Annotated in this window: 20 protein-coding genes; 5 read left to right on the top strand and 15 right to left on the bottom strand. The window is 69.3% G+C overall.

The window, feature by feature from the left end; all coding sequences use genetic code 11:
• Positions 1-25 precede the first annotated feature (25 nt).
• From poxB to gabT, 7 genes are all read right to left on the bottom strand, one after another.
• Positions 26-1750, bottom strand: coding sequence for a ubiquinone-dependent pyruvate dehydrogenase (gene poxB, locus WDU99_RS09345; protein WP_337332188.1), 1725 nt, complete (start codon positions 1748-1750; stop codon positions 26-28).
• A gap of 3 nt (positions 1751-1753) precedes the next feature.
• Positions 1754-2278 (bottom strand): DUF2165 family protein, encoded by a 525-nt coding sequence (locus tag WDU99_RS09350; protein ID WP_337332189.1) that lies wholly within the window; start codon positions 2276-2278, stop codon positions 1754-1756.
• Positions 2275-2472 (bottom strand): DUF4177 domain-containing protein, encoded by a 198-nt coding sequence (locus WDU99_RS09355; RefSeq protein WP_337332190.1) that lies wholly within the window; start codon positions 2470-2472, stop codon positions 2275-2277. Before WDU99_RS09355 ends, WDU99_RS09350 begins: the two co-directional genes overlap by 4 nt.
• A 119-nt stretch (positions 2473-2591) precedes the next feature.
• Positions 2592-3953, bottom strand: coding sequence for an NAD-dependent succinate-semialdehyde dehydrogenase (locus WDU99_RS09360; protein WP_337332191.1), 1362 nt, complete (start codon positions 3951-3953; stop codon positions 2592-2594).
• Positions 3954-4045: 92 nt separating this feature from the next.
• Positions 4046-5518: an NAD-dependent succinate-semialdehyde dehydrogenase gene (locus WDU99_RS09365; RefSeq protein ID WP_337332192.1), complete on the bottom strand. Its 1473-nt coding sequence runs from the start codon at positions 5516-5518 to the stop codon at positions 4046-4048.
• A gap of 31 nt (positions 5519-5549) precedes the next feature.
• On the bottom strand, positions 5550-6917 hold the full coding sequence (locus tag WDU99_RS09370) for a flavin monoamine oxidase family protein (RefSeq protein WP_337332193.1): 1368 nt from the start codon (positions 6915-6917) through the stop codon (positions 5550-5552).
• A gap of 77 nt (positions 6918-6994) precedes the next feature.
• Complete coding sequence (gene gabT / locus WDU99_RS09375; protein ID WP_337332194.1) at positions 6995-8353, bottom strand: 4-aminobutyrate--2-oxoglutarate transaminase; 1359 nt, start codon at positions 8351-8353, stop codon at positions 6995-6997.
• A 94-nt stretch (positions 8354-8447) separates the two neighbouring features.
• On the opposite strand from gabT, the gene WDU99_RS09380 reads away from it, so the two are divergent.
• Positions 8448-9953, top strand: a complete 1506-nt coding sequence (locus tag WDU99_RS09380) for a PucR family transcriptional regulator (RefSeq protein WP_337332195.1) — start codon at positions 8448-8450, stop codon at positions 9951-9953.
• Between the two features lie 48 nt (positions 9954-10001).
• On the opposite strand, the gene WDU99_RS09385 is transcribed toward WDU99_RS09380, so the two are convergent.
• Positions 10002-11465: a helix-turn-helix domain-containing protein gene (locus WDU99_RS09385; protein ID WP_337332196.1), complete on the bottom strand. Its 1464-nt coding sequence runs from the start codon at positions 11463-11465 to the stop codon at positions 10002-10004.
• 161 nt (positions 11466-11626) lie between these two features.
• Between WDU99_RS09385 and aceB the strand changes: the two genes are divergently transcribed.
• The 3 genes from aceB to rraA all read left to right on the top strand — a co-directional run bounded on the left by aceB (position 11627) and on the right by rraA (position 15483).
• Positions 11627-13258 (top strand): malate synthase A, encoded by a 1632-nt coding sequence (gene aceB / locus WDU99_RS09390; protein WP_337332197.1) that lies wholly within the window; start codon positions 11627-11629, stop codon positions 13256-13258.
• A gap of 49 nt (positions 13259-13307) precedes the next feature.
• Complete coding sequence (locus WDU99_RS09395; RefSeq protein ID WP_337332198.1) at positions 13308-14903, top strand: isocitrate lyase; 1596 nt, start codon at positions 13308-13310, stop codon at positions 14901-14903.
• Between the two features lie 115 nt (positions 14904-15018).
• Positions 15019-15483: a ribonuclease E activity regulator RraA gene (gene rraA, locus WDU99_RS09400; protein WP_337332199.1), complete on the top strand. Its 465-nt coding sequence runs from the start codon at positions 15019-15021 to the stop codon at positions 15481-15483.
• 5 nt (positions 15484-15488) lie between these two features.
• Here the strand turns inward: rraA and WDU99_RS09405 are convergent, their stop codons facing one another.
• Positions 15489-17903, bottom strand: a complete 2415-nt coding sequence (locus WDU99_RS09405; protein WP_337332200.1) for a polysaccharide lyase 8 family protein — start codon at positions 17901-17903, stop codon at positions 15489-15491.
• A 102-nt stretch (positions 17904-18005) separates the two neighbouring features.
• Between WDU99_RS09405 and WDU99_RS09410 the strand changes: the two genes are divergently transcribed.
• Entirely contained in the window at positions 18006-19208 is a 1203-nt protein-coding gene (locus tag WDU99_RS09410) for a pyridoxal phosphate-dependent aminotransferase (protein WP_337332201.1), read from the top strand.
• Positions 19209-19344: 136 nt separating this feature from the next.
• Here the strand turns inward: WDU99_RS09410 and WDU99_RS09415 are convergent, their stop codons facing one another.
• The 6 genes from WDU99_RS09415 to WDU99_RS09440 all read right to left on the bottom strand — a co-directional run bounded on the left by WDU99_RS09415 (position 19345) and on the right by WDU99_RS09440 (position 24371).
• Complete coding sequence (locus tag WDU99_RS09415) at positions 19345-20481, bottom strand: UDP-N-acetylmuramate dehydrogenase (protein WP_337332202.1); 1137 nt, start codon at positions 20479-20481, stop codon at positions 19345-19347.
• Positions 20482-20497: 16 nt separating this feature from the next.
• Positions 20498-20896, bottom strand: coding sequence for a MaoC/PaaZ C-terminal domain-containing protein (locus WDU99_RS09420; protein WP_337332203.1), 399 nt, complete (start codon positions 20894-20896; stop codon positions 20498-20500).
• A complete protein-coding gene (locus WDU99_RS09425) occupies positions 20893-21354 on the bottom strand; it encodes an FAS1-like dehydratase domain-containing protein (protein WP_337332204.1) in 462 nt (153 codons plus the stop codon). The genes WDU99_RS09420 and WDU99_RS09425 overlap by 4 nt, the downstream gene beginning before the upstream one ends.
• A 71-nt stretch (positions 21355-21425) precedes the next feature.
• Entirely contained in the window at positions 21426-22220 is a 795-nt protein-coding gene (locus tag WDU99_RS09430) for a sulfite exporter TauE/SafE family protein (RefSeq protein ID WP_337332440.1), read from the bottom strand.
• Between the two features lie 58 nt (positions 22221-22278).
• The gene (locus WDU99_RS09435; protein WP_337332205.1) at positions 22279-23826 is read right to left on the bottom strand and encodes a tripartite tricarboxylate transporter permease; all 1548 of its coding nucleotides are present in this window, start codon (positions 23824-23826) and stop codon (positions 22279-22281) included.
• Positions 23826-24371, bottom strand: coding sequence for a tripartite tricarboxylate transporter TctB family protein (locus tag WDU99_RS09440; RefSeq protein WP_337332206.1), 546 nt, complete (start codon positions 24369-24371; stop codon positions 23826-23828). The genes WDU99_RS09435 and WDU99_RS09440 overlap by 1 nt, the downstream gene beginning before the upstream one ends.
• Between the last annotated feature and the right edge of the window lies 1 nt (position 24372).

Below are 24372 nucleotides of genomic sequence, written 5' to 3' on the forward strand. Positions count from 1 at the left end.
GGGTCTGAGAATCAGAACGCGAACATCAGAAGAGCTGTCGCCAGTTCGCCTTCGCCAGATCGAGCAGCTCGTCTCCGCGGCCCGACATGACCGTGCGGATCGCGTACAGCGCGAAGCCCTTGACCTGCTCGGCGGTGATCGTCGGCGGCATCGACAGCTCCTGACGCTCGGTGACGACATCGAGCAGGGCAGGACCGTCGTGCGCGAGCACCTCGCGTACCGCGTCCGGCAGCTCGTCCGAGCGCTCGACGCGGCGGGCGAAGATGCCCATCGCCTGCGCGACCGCAGCGAAGTCGGGATTGTGCAGGTCGGTGGCATGGGTGACGAATCCCGCGGCCTTCATCTCGAGCTCGACGAAGTTCAGCGAGGAGTTGTTCACGACGACCGTCTTGACCGGGAGGCCATTCTGCGTGAGCGTCATCAGCTCCCCCAGCATCATCGCCAATCCCCCGTCACCGGCGAGGGCCACGACCTGCCGCTCGGGGCATGCCGTCTGCGCGCCGATGCCGTGCATCAGCGCGTTCGCCATCGAGCCGTGCGTGAACGACCCGATCAGGCGCCGCTTCTGCGTCATCTGCAGGTAGCGCGCCGCCCACACCGTGGGCGAGCCGACATCGGCGGTGAAGACCGCGTCGTCATCGGCCGCCTCGTCGAGCAGCCGGGCCAGGTACTGCGGATGGATCGCCTGTGATCCCCGAGAGGGCACGGCGAGGTCGTCGAGCCGCGCACGCGTCTTGCGGTAGTGCGCCACGGCGTCGTCGACGTGGTGGCGGTCGCGCTTGGCCGTGAGTCGCGGCAGCAGCGCCTCGGCGGTGGCGCGCACGTCGCCGACGAGGCCGAGATCGACAGGATGCCTGCGGCCGATCTGCGCACCGCGGATGTCGACCTGGATGATCTGCGCCCCGTCGGGGTAGAACTGCGTGTACGGGAAGTCGGTGCCCAGCATCAGCAGCGTCTCGGCAGCATCCATCGCCCGATAGCCCGACGCGAACCCCAGCAGCCCCGTCATGCCCACATCGAACGGGTTGTCGTACTCGATGAACTCCTTGCCGCGCAGCGCGTGCACGACCGGCGCGGCGAGGCGGTCGGCGAGCGCGACGACCTCGTCGTGCGCACCCTCCACGCCGGCGCCGGCCAGGATCGTCACCCGCTCGCATCCGTTCAGCAGCTCGGCTGCGCGATCGAGCTCGCCGGGGTTCGGCACGATCACCGGTCGGGCGCGCTCGATCACTGTGGTGCGATCGTCTCGGCTCTCGGCCAGCGCTACCTCGCCGGGGATGACGAGCACTGCCACCCCGCGCTGCTCGATCGCCGTGCGCATGGCGATCTCCAGGAGCCGGGGCATCTGCACCGGATCGGCGACGTACTCGGTGTACACGCTGCACTCGCGGAACAGCTCCTGCGGGTGCGTCTCCTGGAAGTACCCCGTGCCGATCTCGCTGGTCGGGATGTGCGCTGCGATCGCGAGCACGGGCACCCGCGATCGCTGGGCGTCGAAGAGCCCGTTGATCAGGTGCAGGTTGCCGGGGCCGCACGAGCCGGCCACGACCGCCAGGTCGCCGGTGAGCGCCGCGTCGGCCGCGGCGGCGAACGCCGCGGACTCCTCATGCCGCACGTGCACCCAGCGGATCGTGCCGTCCTTGCGCAGTGCGTCCGTGAAGCCGTTGAGGGAATCGCCAGGGATGCCGTAGACGCGGTCCACGTCATTGGCGCGGAGCGTGCGGACGATGTTCTCGGCGACGGTGACCATGGGTCAGACGGCTTCGTCGCCTCGAGCCGGCTGTCGCACCGGTTCATTCAACGCCAGCAGCACCGCGAAGCCGGCCCACAGCGTGACGATGCCCATGGCAGTGTCCTTGCCGTTCCACGAACTGGACTGCCACATCGCGAACCACTCGGAGCCGATCACGATGAAGCCGATGAACCAGATCGCGAAGCCCAGGCCGAAGGCTGCGTAACCCCACGCCCGCGCCCGGTCGTATGCCGCGACGTCGGCGTCGCGGCGCAGGAACAGCAGCACGCCGCCGTACAGGGCGAGCCCCGCGAAGACGCCCTCGGCGATGATGATGCCGATGTACGCGATCGTGTGGATCACCGGGCTGTCGATCGCGCGCCACATCAGCGCATTGCCCTCGAAGGTGGTGTCCATCGACAGGACGTGCACGACGAACTGGTAGTTGGAGTCGTAGTCCATCAGATTGCCGGCGAAGACGAACAGCCCGAACAGACCGGCGATGAACACGACGAATGCCTGCAGCAGGCGCAGCGGATGTCTCATAGTTCCCTCCCCTTTCGCACGAATACGAGGTCGCCGCGGGGTTCGGTGTGGTTCTCGAGCAGGATCAGCTGCACGAAACTCCACCCCTCGGCGGCGCGCTCGGTGATGACGCTCCGGTAGTCGGACGCGAACTCCCAACCCGCGCGGCTGCGTCGGAGCGGAACGCTGACGAAGGAGTATTCCGGAGTGGACATATCGTTCTCCCTTCGCACCGCGGAAGCCCTGTGGGGCCGATCGTAGCGGCATCGCCGTGCAGAAGCGAGAGACCCTCCGGATGGCGCGCACGCGCCGCCCGGAGGGTCACGAAGCAGGATCAGGCCTTGCGGATGAGCTTCTTGTTGACGAACTCGTCGGCGGCCAGCAGACCCATCTCACGCGAGGTGCCGCTGCGCTTGACGCCGCCGAAGGGCAGCTCCGGGCTGTCGGCGAGCACGAGGTTCACGTAGACCATCCCGGCCTCGATCGCATCCGCCACCCGCTCCGCCTGCGCGGCATCAGTGGTGAACACGTACGACCCGAGGCCGAACGAGGTGTCGTTCGCGAGGTGCACGGCAGCATCCTCATCGGCGACGCGGTAGACGACGGCCGCGGGGCCGAACAGCTCCTCGCGGTACACGTCCATGTCGCTTGTGACGTCGGCGAGCACGGTCGGTGCGAAGAACGCCCCCTCGCGGGTGCCTCCGGTCAGCAGCGTCGCGCCCTGGGCGAGCGCGCCGTCGACCTGCTGCTGCAGACGCTCGGCCGCCGCCGTGGACGACAGCGGACCGAGCACGGTGTCCTGCTGTGTCGGATCCTCGGCGGTGACCCCGGCGAGCGAGGCGACGAACTTCGAGGTGAACTCGTCGTACAGCCCGTCGACGACGATGAACCGCTTGGCGCCGTTGCACGACTGGCCGTTGTTGTCGAGGCGTGCGTCGACGGCGGCCTGCACGACGGCATCCATGTCATCGGTGGACAGCACGATGAACGGATCGGATCCACCCAGCTCGAGCGCCACCTTCTTGAGATTGCGTCCGGCGATCTCGGCCACGGCCGCACCGGCCCGCTCGGAACCGGTCACCGAGACGCCGTGCACGCGCGGGTCGGCGATGATCGTCGCCGCCTGATCGTTCGTGGCGTACACGTTGACGTAGCCGCCGTCGGGCAGACCGGCGTCGCGGTAGATCCGCTCGAGGAACGCCGCCGACTCGGGGCACTGCGGGGCGTGCTTGAGGATGATGGTGTTGCCCACGGCCAGGTTCGGCGCGGCGAAGCGTGCCACCTGATAGGCGGGGAAGTTCCACGGCATGATCCCCAGCAGCGCGCCCAGCGGCGCACGGCGGATGACCGCCGTGCCTTCGCCCAGGATGTCGATCGGGGTGTCGCCGGTGATCCTGTCGATGTTGTCGGCGTTGTACTCGATGATGTCGGCGGCGAAGTCCACCTCGCCCTCGGCCGCGGCGATCGGCTTGCCCATCTCGCGCACGATGATCGCGGCGAACTCGTCGCGGCGCTCACGGTGCAGCTCGGCGATGCGGCGGATCACCGCGGCGCGCTCGGCGGGAGCGGTCGCGGCCCAGGTCGTCGCCGCGGACGCCGCACGGGCGATCGCGTCCTCGATCTGGGCGTCGGTGAAGGTGTCGAAGGTGGCTTCGGTCTCTCCTGTGGACGGGTTGACGACGGCGTAGTCGGTCATGTCTGTTCCTTATCTCTGATGTGTGTTCGAATCGCTCAAGTTGTCGTCCCGCAGGCCGGAACAGAGCGATTTGCGCGATTCGAAGGCGGAGGTCACGCGGGAATCAGCGTGTACTTGGTGGACAGATATTCGTGGATGCCCTCGAAACCGCCCTCACGGCCGACACCCGACTGCTTTACGCCGCCGAACGGGGCGGCGGCGTTCGAGACGACGCCGACGTTGAGCCCCATCATGCCGGTCTCGAGCGCATCGATCATGCGGTGCCCGCGGGCGAGATCCTCGGTGAACACGTACGAGACGAGTCCGTACTCGGTGTCGTTGGCCAGGCGCACCGCCTCGGCCTCATCGGCGAAGGTCGCGATCGCGAGCACGGGTCCGAAGATCTCCTCACGCAGGATGTCGCTGCCGGCGACGACGTCGGTCAGCACCGTGGGCTCGTAGAACGTGCCGGTGCCCTCCAGCGCATTGCCGCCGGCCAGCACGCGGGCGCCCCGCTCGACGGCATCGCCGACGAGCTCCGCGGCCTTGCCGACGGCATCCGCATCGATGAGCGGGCCGATCGCGACCCCGTCTTCGGTGCCACGGCCGATCTTCATCGACTGCACCCGCTCGGTGACGCGGCGACCGAACTCCTCCGCGACGCTCTCGTGCACGATGAAGCGGTTCGCGGCCGTGCAGGCCTGGCCGATGTTGCGGAACTTCGCCGCCATCGCCCCGTCGACGGCCTTGTCGAGGTCGGCATCCTCGAACACGACGAACGGCGCGTTGCCACCGAGCTCCATCGACACGCGCAGGATACCGTCCGCCGCCTGGGCGATGAGCTTGCGGCCCACCTCGGTCGAGCCGGTGAACGACAGCTTGCGCAGGCGGGGGTCGGCGATGATCGGCGCGGACAGCCTCGACGACGACGAGGTCTGCACGACGTTCACGACGCCGGCGGGAAGACCCGCCTGCTCGAGCAGGGTCGTGAAGAACATCGTGGTCAGCGGTGTCAGGGCCGGGGGCTTGATGACCACGGTGCACCCGGCGGCGAGTGCGGGGGCGATCTTTCTGGTGGCCATCGCGAACGGGAAGTTCCACGGGGTGATGAAGAACGAAGGTCCGACCGGACGCTGCGAGACGACCATGCGCCCGGTTCCCTCGGGGTTGGTGCCGTAGCGGCCCGAGATGCGCACCGCCTCCTCGCTGAACCAGCGCAGGAACTCACCGCCGTAGACGACCTCGCCACGGGACTCCGCCAGCGGCTTGCCCATCTCGAGGGTCATCAGCAGCGCGAGATCCTCCTTGTGCTCCTGCACGAGGTCGAAGGCGCGGCGCAGGATGTCGCTGCGGGTTCGCGCAGCGGTGGCCGCCCACGCCTCCTGCGCGGCGGCGGCCGCGTCGAGGGCTCGGATGCCGTCGGCCGGCGTCGCATCGGCGATGGCGGCGATCACGGCGCCGGTGGCCGGGTCGCGCACCTCGAACGTGCGCCCCTCCTCGGCGTCGATCCACTCTCCGCCGATGAAGAGACCGGTCGGGACTCGGGCGAGCAGTTCCTGCTCGTTGGCTGCGAGTTCGGTGCTCATGGTGGTACTCGATTCTGTGTGGGGATGGTGGTCAGTGCTGGCGCAGCTGCTCGATGATCTGAGCGGCCGCAAGGCGTCCCATGCGGATGGCGCCGTCGACGTGCTGGTACCCCGCTCCGGCCATGTCGCTGCACGCGAAGCGGATCGGACCGACGGGTGTGCGCAGGTCGCCGCCGTAGCGGTGCAGACCGCCCATGTCGAAGCTCGCGGCGTATGCGCCGCGGGTCCACTCCTCACTGCCCCAGTCGCTCTCGTAGTACACGATCGGGTTCTTCGCCTCGGGCCCGTAGTAGTGCGAGAGCGATTCGAGGATGCGCTCTCGGCGCTCCTCGGCCGACAGCGTGAACAGGTCGTCGGCGTTCTGGTCGCTGACGAATCCGACCAGCGTGCCGCGCTCATCGTCATGGTTCGTGTTGTCGTACGCCTCGTGCGAGAGCTCGTACGGGCTGAACGCGGTTCCGCTGAGCCCCTGCTCGCGCCAGAACGGGCGCTCGTACACGGCGTGCACTTTAATCACGAACCCCATCGACAGGTGCTGGTGCAGCTGGTGCTGGCGACGCGGCAGCGGTGGCACGAATGAGATGCGGTTGTAGAGCACCGGCGCCAGCGCGATGATCGCGTGGCGTGCGCGGACTGTCACGCTGTCGGTGTGTGCGACGACGCCGTCATCGCCCCATTCCAGGGTGCGCACCGGCTGGTTCAGCAGCACATCCTCGCCCAGGCGCTCGGCCAGGCGCAGCGGAACCTGCTGCAGCCCGCCGACGACGCGCTTGTCGAGGATGAAGTCGGCGTCGACGAGGTTCGAGTACGAGCCGGCGGATGCCGCCATCAGCAGCGACTGGAGCAGCGAGAACGCGTGGGTGGGCTTGGTGAGCATGGCAGAGCCGGTGGCGAAGGCGAGGTTGCGCACCGCCTCGTCGTCGTCGGTCTGCGCGCGCAGCCAGGCGTCCCACGAGACGGAGTCCCATTCGGCGGCGCGGGGGTGCTCCCACGGGCGGTCCGGGTCGATCTCGGCGACCATCGCGTCGAGGCGCTCGGTGATCTCGGCGATGATCTTCTCGGTCTCGGGGGCCACGGGGAACATCTCGCCCGTGAAGCGGTGCGCGACACCGTCCGGACCGATGTACACGCTGTCGCCCTCGCGGTAGCGGCTGAAGGTCTCCAGACCCAGCTCGCCGATCGTCTCGATCAGCGCGTCCTGGTCGGGCGAGACCCACTGGCCGCCGATCTCGAGCATTGCGCCGTCGATGACGTCGGTCCACAGGCGTCCGCCGACGCGGTCGCGCGCTTCGAGGACCACGACCGAGAGTCCCGCCTTGCGCAGTTCGTTCGCGGCGGTCAGCCCGGCGGCGCCGGCGCCGACGATCAGCACATCGCGGGTGAGCTCCTGCTCCGTCATTGCAGCTCCTTCACTACTGCGGGGGAAAGGTGTTCCGGCTGCCGCCCGCATCCCCCGACCGGGCGGCAGCCGGGGTCTCAGGCTGCGGCGAGCGCAGCGGCGACGATGTCGAGGCCCTCGGCCAGCAGGTCGTCGCCGATCGCGAGCGGCGGCAGGAAGCGGATGACGTTGCCGAAGGTGCCGCAGGTGAGCACGATCACGCCGGCGGCCACGCACGCCTTGGCGACGGCCGCGGTGAGTGCGGCGTCGGGCGCCCCCGTGGCGGGGTCGACGAACTCGGCCGCGATCATGGCCCCGTGGCCGCGCACCTCGCCGATGCGCGGGTCGCCCTTCTGCATCGTCTCGAGACGGGAGGTGAGGATGCCGCCGATCTGCTGTGCCCGCTCGACGAGGCCCTCATTCTCGAACGCGTCGATCGAGGCGATCGCTGCGGCGCACGCGATGGGGTTGCCTCCGTAGGTGCCGCCGAGGCCGCCGGCGTGTGCGGCGTCCATGATCTCGGCGCGGCCGGTGACGCCCGCGAGGGGCAGGCCGCCGGCGATGCCCTTGGCCGTGGTGACCAGATCGGGCTCGATGCCGAAGAGCTCGCTGGCGAACATCGCACCGGTGCGGGCGAAGCCGGTCTGCACCTCGTCGGCGATGAAGACGACGCCGTTCTCGCGGCACCAGGCCACGACCGCGTCGAGGAAGCCGTCGGCGGGGACGATGAAGCCGCCCTCGCCCTGGATGGGCTCGATGATGACGGCGGCGAGGTTGTCGGCGCCGATCTGCTTCTCGATCAGCGTGATGGCGCGCGCCGCGGCGTCGGGTCCGGTGAGTCCGTCGCGGTACGGGTACGAGCCGGGCACGCGGTACACCTCGGGCGCGAACGGCCCGAAGCCCGACTTGTAGGGCATCGACTTCGCGGTCAGCGCCATGGTGAGGTTGGTGCGGCCGTGGTAGCCGTGGTCGAAGGCGACGACGGCCTGGCGGCCGGTGTGCTTGCGGGCGATCTTGATGGCGTTCTCGACGGCCTCCGCACCGGAGTTGAACAGCGCGCTCTTCTTGGAGAAGTCGCCGGGGGTGAGCCGGTTCAGCGCCTCGGCGACGTCGATGTACGACTCGTAGGGCGAGACCATGAAGCAGGTGTGCGTGAACTGGGCGACCTGCGCGGCGACGGCCGCGGCGACACCCGCGTGCGCGTTGCCGACGCTGGTGACGGCGATGCCGGAGCCGAGGTCGATCAGTGAGTTGCCGTCGGCGTCCACGACGACCCCGCCGCCGGCGGCGACGACGGAGATGGGCATGGAGTGCGCGACGCCCGAGGCGACGGCGTCGGCCTTGCGGGCGAGGATCTCTGCCGAGCGCGGGCCGGGCAGTTCGGTGACGAGGCGACGGACCTGCTCGAGGGTGGGTCCGCCGACGGGGATCGTGGAGGTCTCATCGGTGAGTGTCATACGGCGAGCGTACGTTCGGCCGGCGTCGAACGCACTCGCCATCACGTACAATCTGTTGCCAGAGATCGCCGCAGCGTACAGTCAGGAGGGTGCTGTGGAGCCACCGCTGAATCCGACGCTGCGCACGCTGCTCGCACGGCGCGATCTGCGCCTGTCTCTCGTCTCCGATGAGCGGGTGCTGCCGGACGGTGCACTCGATCGGCCCATGCGCTGGGTGCACAGCACCGACCTCGCCGACCCCACGCCGTTCCTCGCCGATGACCTCGTGCTGCTCACCACCGGCACCCAGTTCTCGCCAGATGATGCCGAAGGCGTCACCTCCTATGTCACGCGCCTCTCCCAGCGCGGCGTGAACGGACTGGGGTTCGGATCGGGAGTGCACAGCCAGGGCGTCCCGTCCGAGCTCGTGGCCGCGTGCGCCGCCGAGGGGCTGCCCCTGTTCGAAGTGCCCTACGACGTGCCGTTCATCGCGATCGCCCGAGGACACGCCGAGGCGATCGCCGCGCAGACCTACGCGCGGCGAACATGGGCGCTCGAGGCGCAGCGCGCCCTCGCGGTCGCGGCGCTGCGTCCGCGAGGGCTCGAGTCGGCCCTCAGCGAGCTGTCCCGGCGCCTCGGATGCTGGGTCGGACTGTTCGACGTTGCCGGGAGCGTCGTGCACGAGCATCCGACCGACGCCGGCGGGGCGACCCCCGCGATCGCGGCCGAGGCCGAGGCGCTGCTGCAGCGCGGCAGCGCCGCCAGCCGCACCGTGGACGACGCCGCTGTGCCACATACGCTGTTCACGCTGGGGCGCACCGGACAGCTGCGCGGAGTGATCGCCATCGCGGCCGCCGCGCACGATGCCGAGACCCGCGCCGTGGTGACGTCGGTGATCGCGATGGCCGGGCTGTCGATGGAACAGGGCGTCGTGCTCGCCCGCGAGCGACGGCGGCTGCACAGCCAGCTGCTCGCATCGCTGCTCGCCGACGACCCCTCCCTCGCACGACGGGTGCTCGGCTCGCTGCCCGCCGCCCCGGTACTGGTCGCGATCTGCGACGCCGCGCGGACCACAGCCGTCACGGAGTGGTGGGAGCGACGTCGCGCAGACGGCCCGGCGGCATTCCTGGCCGCGGGAGAGGAAGGGCTGACGATCTGCGTCGCCGCCGGCGACGAGGTCGTGCTCGACGAGCTGGCGGCACAGGTCGACGTGCGGATCGGGGTCTCGGCAGCATCCGACTACCGCAGCTTCTCGCAGGCGCATGCGCAGGCCGTCGCCGCATTGCGGCGCAGCGACGGCGGGCTGGTGCGATACACCGACCTGGGCGGCGCCGGGATGCTCGATGCGCTGGCATCCGACGAATCGCGCCTGCTCGCGGCGGCACAACTGGCGCCGCTGCGGGCACACGACACCGAGACCGGCTCCGACCTCGAGCTGTCACTGCGCGTGTGGCTCGAACACGACACCCGGCTCGAATCGGCCGCCGAGGCGCTCGGCGTGCACCGGCACACCATGCGCGCCCGCATCGCGCAGACGGCCCGGGTGCTCGGAGCCGATCTGACCTCGTTCCCGGCGCGCGCCGAGCTGTGGGCGGCGCTGCGGCTGGCATCCGAGCGCTGACGCGGCGGCCGGGATCCGAGCGCTGACGCGGACGGCGGTGCGAACGCGTCACTGGGGCGCGTGCGCCTCGAGGAACTCGTACACGTCGGTCGTGTCGACACCGGGGAACGACCCGGTGGGCAGGGTGGCGAGCAGCGTGCGCGGCGTGCGCACGTTGGGCCAGGAGTTCTGCCGCCAGCGGTCTTCGAGCTCGGCCGGAGCACGACGGCAGCACGCCTCCACCGAGTGCTTCGAGACCCCGCGGTTGGGCGTATCGCGTCCCACGAACCAGCGGGTGTCGTCGAAGCGCACGCCCACGCTCACCGAGTGCAGGCCCTCACTCGACGGCTCGACGCGCGCCGTGCACCAGTAGGTGCCGTTGCCGGTGTCGGTGTACTGGTAGTACGGGTTGAACCGGTCCTCGACGTCGAACACCACCCGACTGGTCCAGCGGCGGCAGCACAGCTGCCCCTCGATCGCCCCCAACCGGTCGGTCGGGAAGTTCACGTCGTCGTTCTCGTACGCCTTGGTGATCGTGCCCGACTCGTGCACCTTCAGGAAGTGCACCGGGATGCCGAGATGCCGGGTGGCGAGGTTCGTGAAGCGGTGCGCCGCCGTCTCGTACGACACCGAGTACGTGTCGCGCAGATCCTCGATCGAGATGGCGCGGCGTGCCTTCGCCTCCTGCAACACCGGCACGACGTGGGATTCGGGCACCAGCAGGGCTCCGGTGAGGTAATTGGTCTCCACCCGCTGCCGCAGGAACTCGGCGTAGCTGCGCGGCTCGCCATGACCGAGGATCCGACTCGAGAGCGCCTGCAGCACGGCGGTGCGGGCGTCGCCCTTGGCGGGGATGCTGCTGGAGAGGTACAGCCGGCCGTGCGCAAGATCGGCGACGCTGCGGGTGGTCTGCGGCAGATCGGGCGCGTAGTGCAGGGTGAACCCGAGGTGCGCCGCGATCTCCGACGCCGTGCGCTGGGTGATCGGCCCACCCGGATGCCCCACGGCGGCGAGGATCTCGGAGGCGTGCTGCTCGAGGTCGGCGAAGTAGTTGTCCTGGGTGCGCATCAGATGGCGCAGCTCGACGTTGGCGCGACGCGCCTCCTCCGGCGTCGCGGCCCGCTCGTCGCGCAGCCGCTCGATCTCGCCGTGCAGGGCGAGCATCGCGCCGAGCGCCTCGTCGGGGATGGTCTTCCCGATGCGGAAACCAGGGATGCCGAGCGCCTGGAACGTCTGCCCCTTCATGGCCCGCTCCAGCGCGATCTCCATGGTGCTGCGCTCATCGAGCGGCTCGCCCTCGAGCAGTCCGTCGAGCGTGGTGCCCAGTGCACGCGCGATCACCTGCAGCAGCGTGAGCTTCGGCTCGCGCTTGCCCGTCTCGAACATCGAGACCTGGCTGGGTGCGCGGTCGATCTGCACGGCGAGGTCTTCGAGCGTCATCCCGCGCGCGGTGCGTAGCTGGCGAATACGGCGCCCGATGGTGAGGGAGTCGGGTTCTTCTGCGACGGAAGCCGGAGTCGATCGAGTGGTCATGCCGGGAAGTCTGTCACATAAACAGAAATTCGCGAAAACTTCTCAGCGAGATTGGTCGGATGCTGTCGCCAACTTCACCCAGAGTGGGAACACGCCACCGGCACAGACGTCGGTCCGGCGCAACGACACACATCCGCACGACTGCCAGGAAGGACGGCATCATGACCATCACCGCTCCCGAGACCCGCCTGGGTCCGGCCATCACCGTCACCGGTCCGATGCACGACCGATTCGACGAGGTCCTCACGCCCGAGGCACTCGCCTTCCTCGCCGAGCTGCACCACCGCTTCGCCTCGCGTCGCCACGACCGCCTCGCCGACCGCATGCGCCGCCGGTTCGAGATCGGCAACGGCCATGACCCCGCCTTCCGCGAGGACACCGCGCACATCCGCGAGGACGCCGACTGGCGTGTCGCCGGCGCCGGCCCCGGCCTGGAGGACCGCCGCGTCGAGATCACCGGCCCCACCGACCCGAAGATGACCATCAACGCCCTCAACTCGGGAGCCAGGGTCTGGCTGGCCGATCAGGAGGACGCCACCAGCCCCACCTGGCAGAACGTGATCGGCGGGCAGCTGTCGCTGCGCGACGCGATCCGCGGCGAGCTGTCGTTCACGAGCCCGGACGGCAAGGAGTACCGCGTCACCGCCGAGCGCACCCCGACGATCGTGATGCGCCCCCGCGGCTGGCACCTGCCCGAGAAGCACGCCGAGTTCACCGACCGCACGGGACGGTCGATGTCGGCATCCGGCTCGCTGTTCGACTTCGGCCTCTACTTCTTCCACAACGCGCAGGCCCTGATCGACTCCGGCCGCGGCCCGTACTTCTACCTGCCCAAGATCGAGTCCAGCGAAGAGGCCCGGCTCTGGGACGAGGTCTTCTCATTCAGCGAGGAGTACATCGGCATCCCGCACGGCACGATCCGCGCGACCGTGCTCATCGAGACGCTGCCCGCCGCCTTCGAGATGGACGAGATCCTCTACGAGCTGCGCGACCACTGCGCTGGTTTGAACGCCGGCCGCTGGGACTACATCTTCTCGATCATCAAGAACTACCGCGGCCGCGGCGCGCGCTTCGTGCTGCCCGACCGCAGCGAGGTCACCATGACGGTGCCGTTCATGCGGGCGTACACCGAGCTGCTGGTGCAGACCTGCCACAAGCGCGGCGCCTACGCCATCGGCGGCATGAGCGCCTTCATCCCGAACCGTCGCGACCCCGAGGTGACCGCACAGGCCCTGCAGAAGGTGTCGGCCGACAAGAAGCGCGAGGCCGGCGACGGATTCGACGGCACCTGGGTGGCCCACCCCGACCTCATCCCCGCCGCGCAGGCCGAGTTCGACGCCGTGCTCGGCGACCGTCCGAACCAGGTCGACCGGCAGCGCGATGACGTGCACGTGACCGCCGACGACCTGCTGAACCTGCACATCGGCCGGCCGATCACGGCCAAGGGCGTGCGCGACAACGTCTCGGTCGCGATCCGCTACATCGAGGCGTGGCTGCGCGGCCTGGGCGCCGTGGCGATCGACAACCTCATGGAAGACGCCGCCACTGCCGAGATCAGCCGCTCGCAGGTGTGGCAGTGGATCCACCAGTCGCAGACCCTCGAGGACGGCACGCCGATCACGGCCGAGTACATCGAGGGCCTGATCGTCCAGATGCTCGCCGAGACCTGGCGCACCGAGGGCAACCGCTTCGACGACGCCGCCGACGTGTTCCGCGAGCTGGCGCTGCGCCCCGAGTTCCCGGCCTTCCTGACCCTGCCGGCCTACTCGCGCTTCCTCGTCGAAGCCGACTGACCCCGGCCCTACACGCACCCGCACCCGCTGCACGAACGAAGGACACGACATGACCCACTACCAGGACGACATCGAGGCCATCCAGGCGCTGAAGGACGAGCACGGCTCCCCCTGGAACGCCATCGATCCCGAGGCCGCCGCGCGCATGCGCGCACAGAACCGGTTCCGCACCGGACTCGAGATCGCGCAGTACACCGCCGACATCATGCGTCGCGACATGACCGAGTACGACGCCGACTCGTCGCTGTACACGCAGTCGCTCGGCGTCTGGCACGGCTTCATCGGCCAGCAGAAGCTGATCTCGATCAAGAAGCACCTGAAGTCCACGAACAAGCGCTACCTCTACCTGTCCGGATGGATGGTCGCGGCCCTCCGCTCGGAGTTCGGACCGCTGCCCGACCAGTCGATGCACGAGAAGACCTCGGTGCCGGCGCTGATCGAAGAGCTGTACACCTTCCTGCGCCAGGCCGATGCCCGCGAGCTCGACCTGCTGTTCACCCAGCTCGACGCGGCCCGCGCCGCGGGCGACGAGACCGCGACGGAGTTCATCCAGTCGCAGATCGACGGCTACGAGACCCACGTCGTGCCGATCATCGCCGACATCGACGCCGGGTTCGGCAACCCCGAGGCGACCTACCTGCTCGCCAAGAAGATGATCGAGGCCGGCGCCTGCGCGATCCAGATCGAGAACCAGGTCTCGGACGAGAAGCAGTGCGGCCACCAGGACGGCAAGGTCACCGTGCCGCACGAGGACTTCATCGCGAAGCTCAACGCCGTGCGCTACGCCTTCCTCGAGCTCGGCATCGACAACGGCATCATCGTCGCGCGCACCGATTCGCTCGGTGCGGGACTCACGCAGAAGATCGCCGTCACCCGCGAACCTGGTGACCTCGGCGATCAGTACAACTCCTTCCTCGACGTCGAAGAGATCTCGGACGCCGAGCTCGGCAACGGCGACGTCGTGATCAAGCGCGACGGAAAGCTGCTGCGCCCCAAGCGCCTCGCGAGCAACCTGTACCGGTTCCGCCCCGGCACCGGCGAGCAGCGCGTGGTGCTGGACTGCATCACCTCGCTGCGCAACGGCGCTGATCTGCTGTGGATCGAGACCGAGAAGCCGCACGTCGAGCAGATCGCCGGCATGGTCGATGCCGTGCGGGCCGAGATCCCCGACGCCAAGCTGGTCTACAACAACAGCCCGTCGTTCAACTGGACGCTCAACTTCCGCCAGCAGGCGTACGACGCCCTCGTCGAACAGGGTGAGGATGTGTCGGCGTACGACCGCGACAAGCTGATGAGCGTCGAGTACGACGACACCGACCTGGCGCGGCTGGCCGATGAGAAGATCCGCACCTTCCAGCGCGACGGGTCCGCCCGCGCGGGCATCTTCCACCACCTCATCACCCTGCCGACGTACCACACGGCCGCATTGTCGACCGATGACCTCTCGAAGGGCTACTTCGGCGATGAGGGGATGCTGGCCTACGTCAGGGGCGTGCAGCGCCGCGAGATCCGCGAGGGCATCGCGACCGTCAAGCACCAGAACATGGCCGGCAGCGATCTCGGCGACAACCACAAGGAGTACTTCGCCGGCGAGGCGGCCCTCAAGGCCGGTGGCCAGCACAACACCATGAACCAGTTCAGCTGACCGCACCACCACCGGTCGTTGAGCGAGCGAAGCGAGACGAAACGCCTTCAGATCACCTGAGAGCGTTTCGTCTCGCTCGTTCCTCGCTCGCTCAACGACCTGGAAGGATGACGCCATGATCGCCACCGCCGACCTCTACGACCAGCACGGCGACGACCTGCAGTCCCTTTCCCTGCAGCTACGCTCGTTCGGCGGGCATCCGTCGTTCGAAGGACGGATCCGCACCGTCCGCTGTCTCGAGGACAACGCGCTGGTCAAGCAGGTGCTCGGCACGCCCGGTGAGGGAGCCGTGCTCGTCGTCGACGGCGGCGGCTCGCTGCAGACCGCGCTGATGGGAGACCTGATCGCGCAGAGCGCGGTGGATGCCGGATGGGCGGGCGTCCTCATCCACGGCTGCGTGCGCGACAGCCTCGCCCTCGGTCGGATGCCGCTGGGGGTGAAGGCCCTGGGAACCAACCCACGCAAGAGCGCCAAGCGCGGCACCGGTGACGTCGACATCACCGTGGGGTTCGGCGGTGTCGTGTTCCGCCCCGGTGCCCGCCTGTACGCCGACGAGGACGGCGTTCTGGTCGAGCGCTGACCCGGTCAGGCCGCGTGCTTGCGCACCGAGAAGCGCAGCGGGCGCCCCGCTGTGCCCGCCGTGTCGACCCGCAGCGTCGTCCACGCACGGTCGCGGGTCAGTCGCACCCGATCGGCGTCGGGGCCGAACACGTGATCGCCCGCGATCGCCTTGATGGTCAGCTCGACGGCATCCTGCTGCTGAGTGGGATCGCTCAGCGAGATGTCGACGCCGGTCGGCACCGGCGCGACGATCAGTGTCGCCGGTCCCCCGACGTCGATCTTCTCCACGCGGGCCGCGCGCCACACGGCGGCGCAGACCACGCCCGACGACAGGCGCACCGCCTGCGCGTCCGCATCGTTGCGCAGCACCCGCGCGCCGAGGTCGTCCGCACGTGCCGCGGTGCGTGCGGCGTCGGCCCCGGGGAGCAGCGCGTACGCGTAGGTGGCTGAGTCGCCGGCATCCGAACCATGTGTGAGTGCGAGCGTCGCATACTGCCGACGGCGCAGTGCCTGTGTGTCGGCATTGGCCTTCGTCGCGTTGTCGGTCCACCGTCCCTCACGCTGCGCGACCCCGGCGAGCAATGCGGGCGACCCGCCCAGGAAGACGTAGCCGCCGACCCCGTCGAGGTGCGCCCAGCGCGCTCGGTCGATGCGCTGTGCAGCGACGACGGCGGCGCCGTCCACGGTCAGGGCGCGTGGCTGCTCGCCCACGTTGCGGTGCTCGACGACGGTGCGCACCTCGCCGCCGCTGGCCGACGCGATGTCACTGCCGAGCGCGATGACGAGGTCGTTCTGGAAGAACCATGCCTTCCGCGCGGTCAATCCCGTGCCACCGGGCGCGACCAGATGCATGGCGGTCACGGCCAGGTCGTCGAGCGTGGTGCCCCCGGTCCACTCGTTCTGCGGCGTCTGCTCGCCCCATTCACCTTCGGGGTTCGGCGCCAGCGGCGTGAGATCGACCGTGGTGCCCGCCGGCGCCGTGAGGTCGGAGGTCGCCCAGAAGTGATCGTCATAGTGCCGATCGTCATTCGCCAGATACAGGTACGTCATGCCCTGGCTCGTCTTCACACCGTGCATGTTCTCGGCTCCGGTGCCCTCGTGCCAGGCGATCCTGTTCGAGCACATCGCGACGCACATCGCCCACGAGGCGTCCGACGAGCGGTACACGAGCCGATCCATTGCCGGGAAGAACCGGGGCCCGGTGGCATCCGCTTGCGGGGTGACGTCGGACGCGAGCAGATCCGCGACCAGCGCGCGGCGACCGATGTTCGTCGACGCCGCGATGTCGGAGAAGTCGTTCGATTCGATCCACTGCCGGCACAGCCCCCGCCAGCGGGCGGCTACTGCGGGGTCGGCCGCCTCGGCGAGCCGCAGGGTGTATTCGATGAGCTCGTCGCCGTTGTCGCGGCTGCGCAGCTCGTAGCGAGCCACGGCTCGGCCACGCACGGCGTCCATCATCTGACCGTTGAACATGAGCGGCGCGAACGAGCCCTCGATCACGCCGGTGAGGTTGCTGCGGGTGGGGTCGACGATGTCGAACTCCGACCCGGCGAGCAGAGCGAACAGCTTCGACAGCCCGCCGAGCAGCACGAGTCCGTACGTGCCGGTGTAGCCGATCGTCGAGTGCTGCACGAACGATCCGTCGGCGAAGAATCCGTTGCCCTCGGTGACGTACTGCCAGGTGGGGCTGAGCGCGTCGACGGCGTCACGCAGCAGCTCGGGGTCGGGCTGCACGATGGCGCGCACGATCACACCCTGGCAGATGTCCACGCGGTTCGCGCCGTTGGATTCCTGCACCCCGTTCGGGTGCAGCTGCAGGCGCGGGTCGCGCTCGGGCAGGAAGTGGTCGAGCGCGGTGCAATAGCGGTCGATCGTCGCCTGGTCGAGCTCATCATGGACCAGCGCCATGGTGTTGGCCAGCGGGCGCGGGGCGCCGATGTTCCACGACCACCAGTTGCCCCACCATTCGGTCTCGGGGTTGTAGATGCTGTCGTGCATGTGAGCGAGGCCCGCGCGCACGGCGTCGAGGACCGCCGCCGACCCCTCGTGCGCGGACCCCGGGGTGGCCCACGCGGTGGCCAGCTTCTCGAGGTGCACGTAGTTCATGCGCATCTGGTTCGAACGTGCCAGGTCGGTCGCTCCCACCGACCAGTCGGTGGGAGCGAAGTAGCGGGTGGCCGTGGGGGCGATCTGGGCGAGCAGATTGCTCACCCCCTTATCGAGGGTCGCGACCGCGTCGGTGAACCTCGACGGCGCACCGGCGATGGTGCGCCGGCTGGTGAGCGCGTCGATCCATCGCTCGCGCAGCTGCGGGGCGCCGACGCCCAGCGGCACCCGCAGCGGGGCGGCGCCCGCCGCCTGCGGAACGAGCGAGGGGATCAGCGAAGCGGCGAGCGCCGCGCTGGAGAATTGCAGGAAGCCGCGTCGGGTGGTGTGCATTCGAACTCCTTCGGTCGAGCCGGCTCGGGCCGGACGGAACCGACCGTAAGAGGAGATCGGAAGAGGAATCAATGAGGACGCTCCCCGCGTACCATGGGTCTCGTGACCGAACGCGCACCTCTCTCCCGCAAGCTGTCCGCCATCGCCGAGTCCGCCACACTGAAGGTGGATGCCAAGGCGAAGGCCCTCAAGGCCGAGGGCAAGCCCGTCATCTCATATGCCGCCGGCGAGCCCGATTTCGCGACGCCGCAGTTCATCGTGGATGCCGCGGCCGAGGCACTCGCCGACCCGGCGAACTATCGCTACACCCCCGCCGCGGGACTCCCGGCGCTGCGTGAGGCCGTGGCCGCCAAGACGCTGCGCGACTCGGGCCTCGAGGTCTCGCCCAGCCAGGTGATCGTCACCAACGGCGGCAAGCAGTCGGTGTACCAGGCGTTCCAGACGGTGGTGAATCCGGGCGATGAGGTGCTGCTGCCCGCTCCGTACTGGACCACCTACCCCGAGGCGATCCGTCTCGCCGACGGCGTGCCCGTCGAGGTCTTCGCCGGTGCCGACCAGGACTACAGGGTGACCGTCGAGCAGCTCGAGGCCGCCCGCACCGACCGCACCACCGTGCTGGTGTTCGTCTCGCCGTCGAACCCGACCGGCTCCGTCTACAGCGCCGACGAGACGAAGGCGATCGCCCAGTGGGCGCTCGAGCACGGCATCTGGATCATCAGCGATGAGATCTACCAGAACCTGACCTATGACGGTGTGAAGGCGACCTCGATCGTCGAGGCACTGCCCGAGATCGCTGACCAGACCATCCTGGTCAACGGCGTCGCCAAGACGTACGCGATGACCGGCTGGCGGGTGGGCTGGATGGTGGGTCCGGCGGATGCCATCAAGATCGCCGCCAACCTGCAGTCGCACCTGTCGAGCAACGTGAACAACGTCGCGCAGCGCGGCGCGATCGCCGCGCTGAACGGCCCCCAGACCGAGGCCGAGCAGATGCGTGAGGCGTTCGACCGCCGCCGACGTCTGATCGTCTCGGAGCTGTCGAAGATCGACGGCATGGTCGTGCCTGAGCCGAAGGGCGCGTTCTACGTCTACCCCGACGTGCAGGGCCTGCTGGGCCGCACCTGGGGCGGCGTCACGCCGACCACGTCACTCGAGCTCGCGGATCTGATCCTGGAGCAGGCCGAGGTCGCTGTCGTCCCCGGCGAGGCCTTCGGCCCGTCGGGTTACCTGCGGCTGTCGTACGCGCTGGGCGACGACCAGCTGCTCGAGGGCGTGCAGCGACTGCAGCGCCTGTTCTCGTCCTGACGCTCTCTGCGGTCCAGGCCCCTCCTGAGCGCCGACGCCCCCTCTCAGTCACGCAGCTGAGAGGGGGCGCCGACGTTCAGAGGGGGCGCCGACGTTCAGTGGTGGCCGATCAGCCAGCAGACGTCGCAGCGGCGGGCTACAGGTCGACGCCGACGAGCACGGGCTCGGGCTGCAGCAGCAGTCCGTACTCGGCGTGCACGCGACTCTGCACGAAGCGCGCGAGCTCGCCCACCTCGGCGGCCGTCGCGTCGCCCCTGTTGGTGAGCGCGAGGGCGTGCTTGGTCGAGATGCCGGCACGTGAGCGGGGCAGCTTGAATCCCTTGCGGATGCCGGAGTTCTCGATCAGCCAGGCGGCGCTGACCTTCACCAGTCCCTCGGGGCGATCGGGTCGCGGGCTCAGTCCGTAGTACGAGTCCAGCGGGATGACCGTGACCGTGTCCAGGTCGGGCTCCACCGGCCAGCGCGGGCACTCCGGGGGCAGCGTGCCGGCGACACGCTCGGGCACGATCGCATTCTGGAAGAACGATCCGGCGCTGCGGGTGTCGGGGTCGGCCTCGTCGAGCAGCATCCCCTTCATCGCGCGCGTCGCGAGGATCCGCTCGCGCACCCAGCTCAGCGGCACCGGCTCGTAGTCCTCCAGGCCCAGCGCGCGGCGCAGCTGCTCGCCGCGCACCACGCGTCCGCCATCGCCGGTGACGGCGAGGTCGAGCGTCACCGACAGGATCACGGCCCGCCTGCCCTGCGCCTCGCCGTAGTGGTGCTTGAGCACCGAGGTGCGGAAGCCCAGTCCGAGGTCGGCTGCGGGTACGACAGCGGCGTCCGAGTCGTGCTCGTCGATCAGCTCGACCTCGACCAGGGTCTCCTGGATCTCCTGACCGTAGGCACCGACGTTCTGCACGGGTGCCGCGCCGACGGTGCCGGGGATCCCGCTCATCGCCTCGATGCCGGCGTAGCCGCGCTCGACGGCGTAGGCGACCAGGTCATCCCAGGAGTGACCGGCCTGCACCCGCAGCCGGATGCGCCCCTCGTGCGGCGAGGGCAGCTCATCGATCCCGGTCGTGAGCACGCGGATGACGGTTCCGTCGAACGGCTCGTCGCCCACGAAGAGGTTCGAGCCCCCACCCAGCACGAACCAGTCATCGCCGCCGGTCCATACCTCGCGCAGCGCGTCGATCAGCTCGGTGGTGGTCGAGGCCTCCAGCATCCGACGCGGGGCGGCGCCGGTGCGCAGGGTGGTCAGTTCGCGCAGGGCGATCGGGTCGATCTCGGTCATCGCAGACGGTGTTCCCTCAGCGCGCGACGCGCAGCTGCGCCTTGACCAGAACCGTGGTCTCGGCCGTCTTGACGGTGAGGTCGATGCGTGCCGATGCGTCATCGACGGCACCGACCTTGGCCGTCACGTGCACGTCGGCACCGGTCTCGGGGTCCACGACGACGGGCTTGGTGAAGCGCACACCGTAGTCGATCAGCCGCACCTCGGCGGGCAGCGCCGCGAGCACGACCGACGAGGCGAGCCCCATGGTCAGCATGCCGTGGGCGAGCACGCCGGGCAGGCCGACGGCCGCGGCGACGTCGTCGCGGTAGTGGATCGGGTTGAAATCGCCGGATGCCCCGGCGTAGCGCACCAGCGACTCACGGGTCAGGTGGATCGTGCGTTCGGCGATCACATCGCCAACCGAGAAGCTCATGCGTCGTCCTCGCTGTCGTCGGAGCCGACGAGCAGAACACTCGTCGCGGTGACGACGTGCTCACCCGCGTCATCGGTGATCGTCGCCTCGCTGGTGATCATCGCGTTCCCGCCGAGTGAGCGGATGCCCGTGACGGCCAGCCTCGCGGTGAGCTCGTCACCGGCCACGATCGGACGCGTGTAGGTGAAGCGCTGCTCGGCGTGGATGGTGCGCGCCAGCACGATGCCGGAGTCGGGCTCGGCGAGCAGCTGCTGCAGCGTGAGATCCTGCACGACCATGGCGAAGGTCGGCGGTGCGACCACGTCGGCGAAGCCGGCCGCGCGGGCGGCCTCCACGTCGGTGTGCTGCGGGGCGTCGGCGAAGACGGCGCGCGCGAATTCGCGCACCTTCTCACGTCCGACCAGGTACGGGGCCGTCGGCGCGAATTCGCGGCCGACCAGTTCGTTGTTCACGGGCACCCCTCGATCCTACCCAGCGCAGATCGGAGCGCATGCTCCGACGGCCGGGGGAATCCTCACCTGTGCGCAGGTCAGCGGCGCCTGCCGCGGACCGCCTTGATCACCATCTGCACGGCGATGAAGACCAGGTATCCGGCGAAGAGCATGTTGCCGAGGAACGGGTCGATCCGCGTCGCGAGCCAGGCGCCGAGTGCCGTCGTCGTGCAGGCCGCGGCACCGATCACCGCCGCCGCGAGCAGGTCGACGTTGCGGCGACGCAGGTTGCCGATGGTGCCCGACAGTGCGGTGGGGATCATCATCAGCAGCGAGGTGCCCTTGGCGACGAGGTCGCTGGTCCCGAAGGCGAGCATCAGCACCGGCACGACCACCACGCCGCCTCCGACGCCGATGAGCCCGGCGACGATGCCGGTGCCCACGCCGACACCGGCCAGCGCGATGCCGTTGCCCCAGCCGAGGATCAGCTCGGCGCTGCGTTCGGGGATCACGACGAAGAGGCTCACGATGACGACCAGCAGGAAGACGACGAAGCCCCACCGCAGCGCCGACTGCGACACCCTCGGCAGCAGCCAGGTGCCGATCTGGGCGCCCACGACCGCACCGGCCGCGAGGATCAGCGCGGGGATCCAGGCGACAGCATCCGCGAGCGCGTACGAGATCACGCCCACACTCGCCGTCGGCACGATCGCCGCCAGCGAGGTGCCGGCGCCGAGACGCTGGTCGAAGTGCAGCATCAGCACGAGCAGCGGCAGGATGACCGTGCCGCCGCCGACACCGAACAGACCCGAGAGAAGACCCGCCAGCAGTCCGATGAAGATGTACGCGAAGTACGCGCGAGGTTCCCGTGAGACGGCCCGATCCTCTGAAATCACACAGACCAGACTATCGCCGGGAACCCCGCGCCCCTTCGCGACGGCATCGCGGGCGCTACACCTCCTGATCGGCTGTGATCGGCACGGCGATCGTCTCGGTCAGCTGCTGCTCGTACCGCCGCTGGCGGCGGCGCAGCCACAGCCCACCGGCGATCAGCAGCGCGAGCACCGCGTAGGCCGATGCGGCGAACGGCTGCCGGATCAGCGTCGACAGGTCGCCCTGGCTCAGCTGCAGCGCCTTGCGCAGGTACTCCTCGCCCATCGGCCCGAGGATCATGCCGACCACGAGCGGTGCCACCGGATAGCCGTAGCGGCGCATGAAGTAGCCCAGCACCCCGATGATCACCAGCAGCAGGATGTCGACGACCGCGAAGTTCAGCGCGAACGCGCCGAAGGCCGCGAACGTCAGGATGCCCGCGTACAGATACGGCCGCGGGATCTGCAGCAGCTTCACCCACATGCCCACCAGTGGAAGGTTCAGCACGATCAGGATCACGTTGCCCAGGTACAGGCTGGCCACCAGCGCCCACACCAGCGCCGGCTGCGTCTCGAACAGCAGCGGGCCGGGCTGCAGCCCGTACGCCTGGAACGCGACGAGGATGATCGCGGCCGTCGCGGTGGTGGGCAGGCCCAGAGTCAGCAGCGGAACGAGCACGCCCGCCGCTGCGGCGTTGTTGGCCGATTCCGGACCGGCGACCCCCTCGATCGCACCGCGACCGAACTGCTCCTTGTGCTTCGACAGCTTCCGCTCGGCGGCGTACGACAGGAAGGTGGCGACGTCCGCGCCGCCGGCGGGGATGGTGCCGATCGGGAAGCCGATCGCCGTGCCGCGCAGCCACGGCTTCCAGGAGCGCTTCCAATCCTGCTTTGTCATCCAGCTGCGCCACCCGCCGGTCACGGGGATGACGTCGACGGCGCCGTGTCGCAGGCGCGCGGCGATGTACAGCGATTCCCCCACCGCGAACAGGCCCACCGCGACCAGCACGATGTCGATGCCGTCCGACAGGGCGAGCACGCCCATCGTGTAGCGCTGCTGTCCCGAGAGCAGGTCGGTGCCGACCAGACCGAGGAACAGTCCGACCCCGAGCGACAGCATCCCGCGCGAGACCGAGCTGCCGATCAACGCGCCGACGGTGATGAACGCGATCATGATCAGCGCGACGTAGTCGGCGGGGCCGAGGCCGACGGCGAACTCCGCGAGCACCGGCGCGAGCAGGGTGAGTCCGACCGTGGCGATCGTGCCGGCGATGAACGACCCGATCGCGGCGGTGGCCAGCGCGGCTGCGCCGCGCCCCATCTTCGCCATCCGATTGCCCTCGATGGCTGTCACGATCGACGCGGACTCACCGGGGGTGTTCAGCAGGATGCTGGTGGTCGATCCGCCGTACATGCCGCCGTAGTAGATGCCGGCGAAGGTGATCAGCGCCGCGGTGGGATCGAGCGTGTAGGTCAGCGGCAGCAGCAGCGCCACCGTCATCGCCGGCCCGATGCCCGGCAGCACGCCGACGGCCGTGCCGATCAGCACGCCGACGAGGGCGAACACGAGGTACTGCGGCTGCAGCGCGGTCGCGAATCCCTCGAGGAGAAGGGTCCAGGCATCCATCAGATGATCCCGCCCAGCCATCCGAGAGCGGGCCCGAGCGGCAGCGAGAGTCCGAGCATCTCGCCGAACACGATCTGCACGATCAGGCCGATCGCGAGTCCGATCACGAAGCCGGGCCACCAGCGCTTCGCCCCCAGCGCCCACGCGACGATGCCGAACAGCAGCGCGGCGGCCGGCGCCCAGCCGATCACATCGATCAGCAGCAGGTGCGCGAGCAGTCCCCCGACGATCTTGGCCAGCGTCAGCCAGTCGGTGCGCGCGTTCGGGTCGATGTCCTCGCCCTCCTCGACCTCGGCGCGCTGCCCTCGGAAGAGCCCGATGAGCACGGCACCGGCCGAGCCGAGCAGGATGACGGCGACGAAGATCGGGAAGACCCTCGGTCCGACCTGCACGCCGACAGGAACGTGGATGCTGAAGACGCCGACGACCGCGTAGACGCCGAGGGCGAGCATGAGCAGGGCGAACAGCAGTTCCCCGAGGGGAACCCGCGGGGCGGGCCGAGTCTCCTCGGCCCGCCCGTTCGCCCCGGTGAGCGGGGCAGTCATG

It is taken from the genome of Microbacterium bandirmense (assembly GCF_037204185.1).
Taxonomy (GTDB): domain Bacteria; phylum Actinomycetota; class Actinomycetes; order Actinomycetales; family Microbacteriaceae; genus Microbacterium; species Microbacterium bandirmense.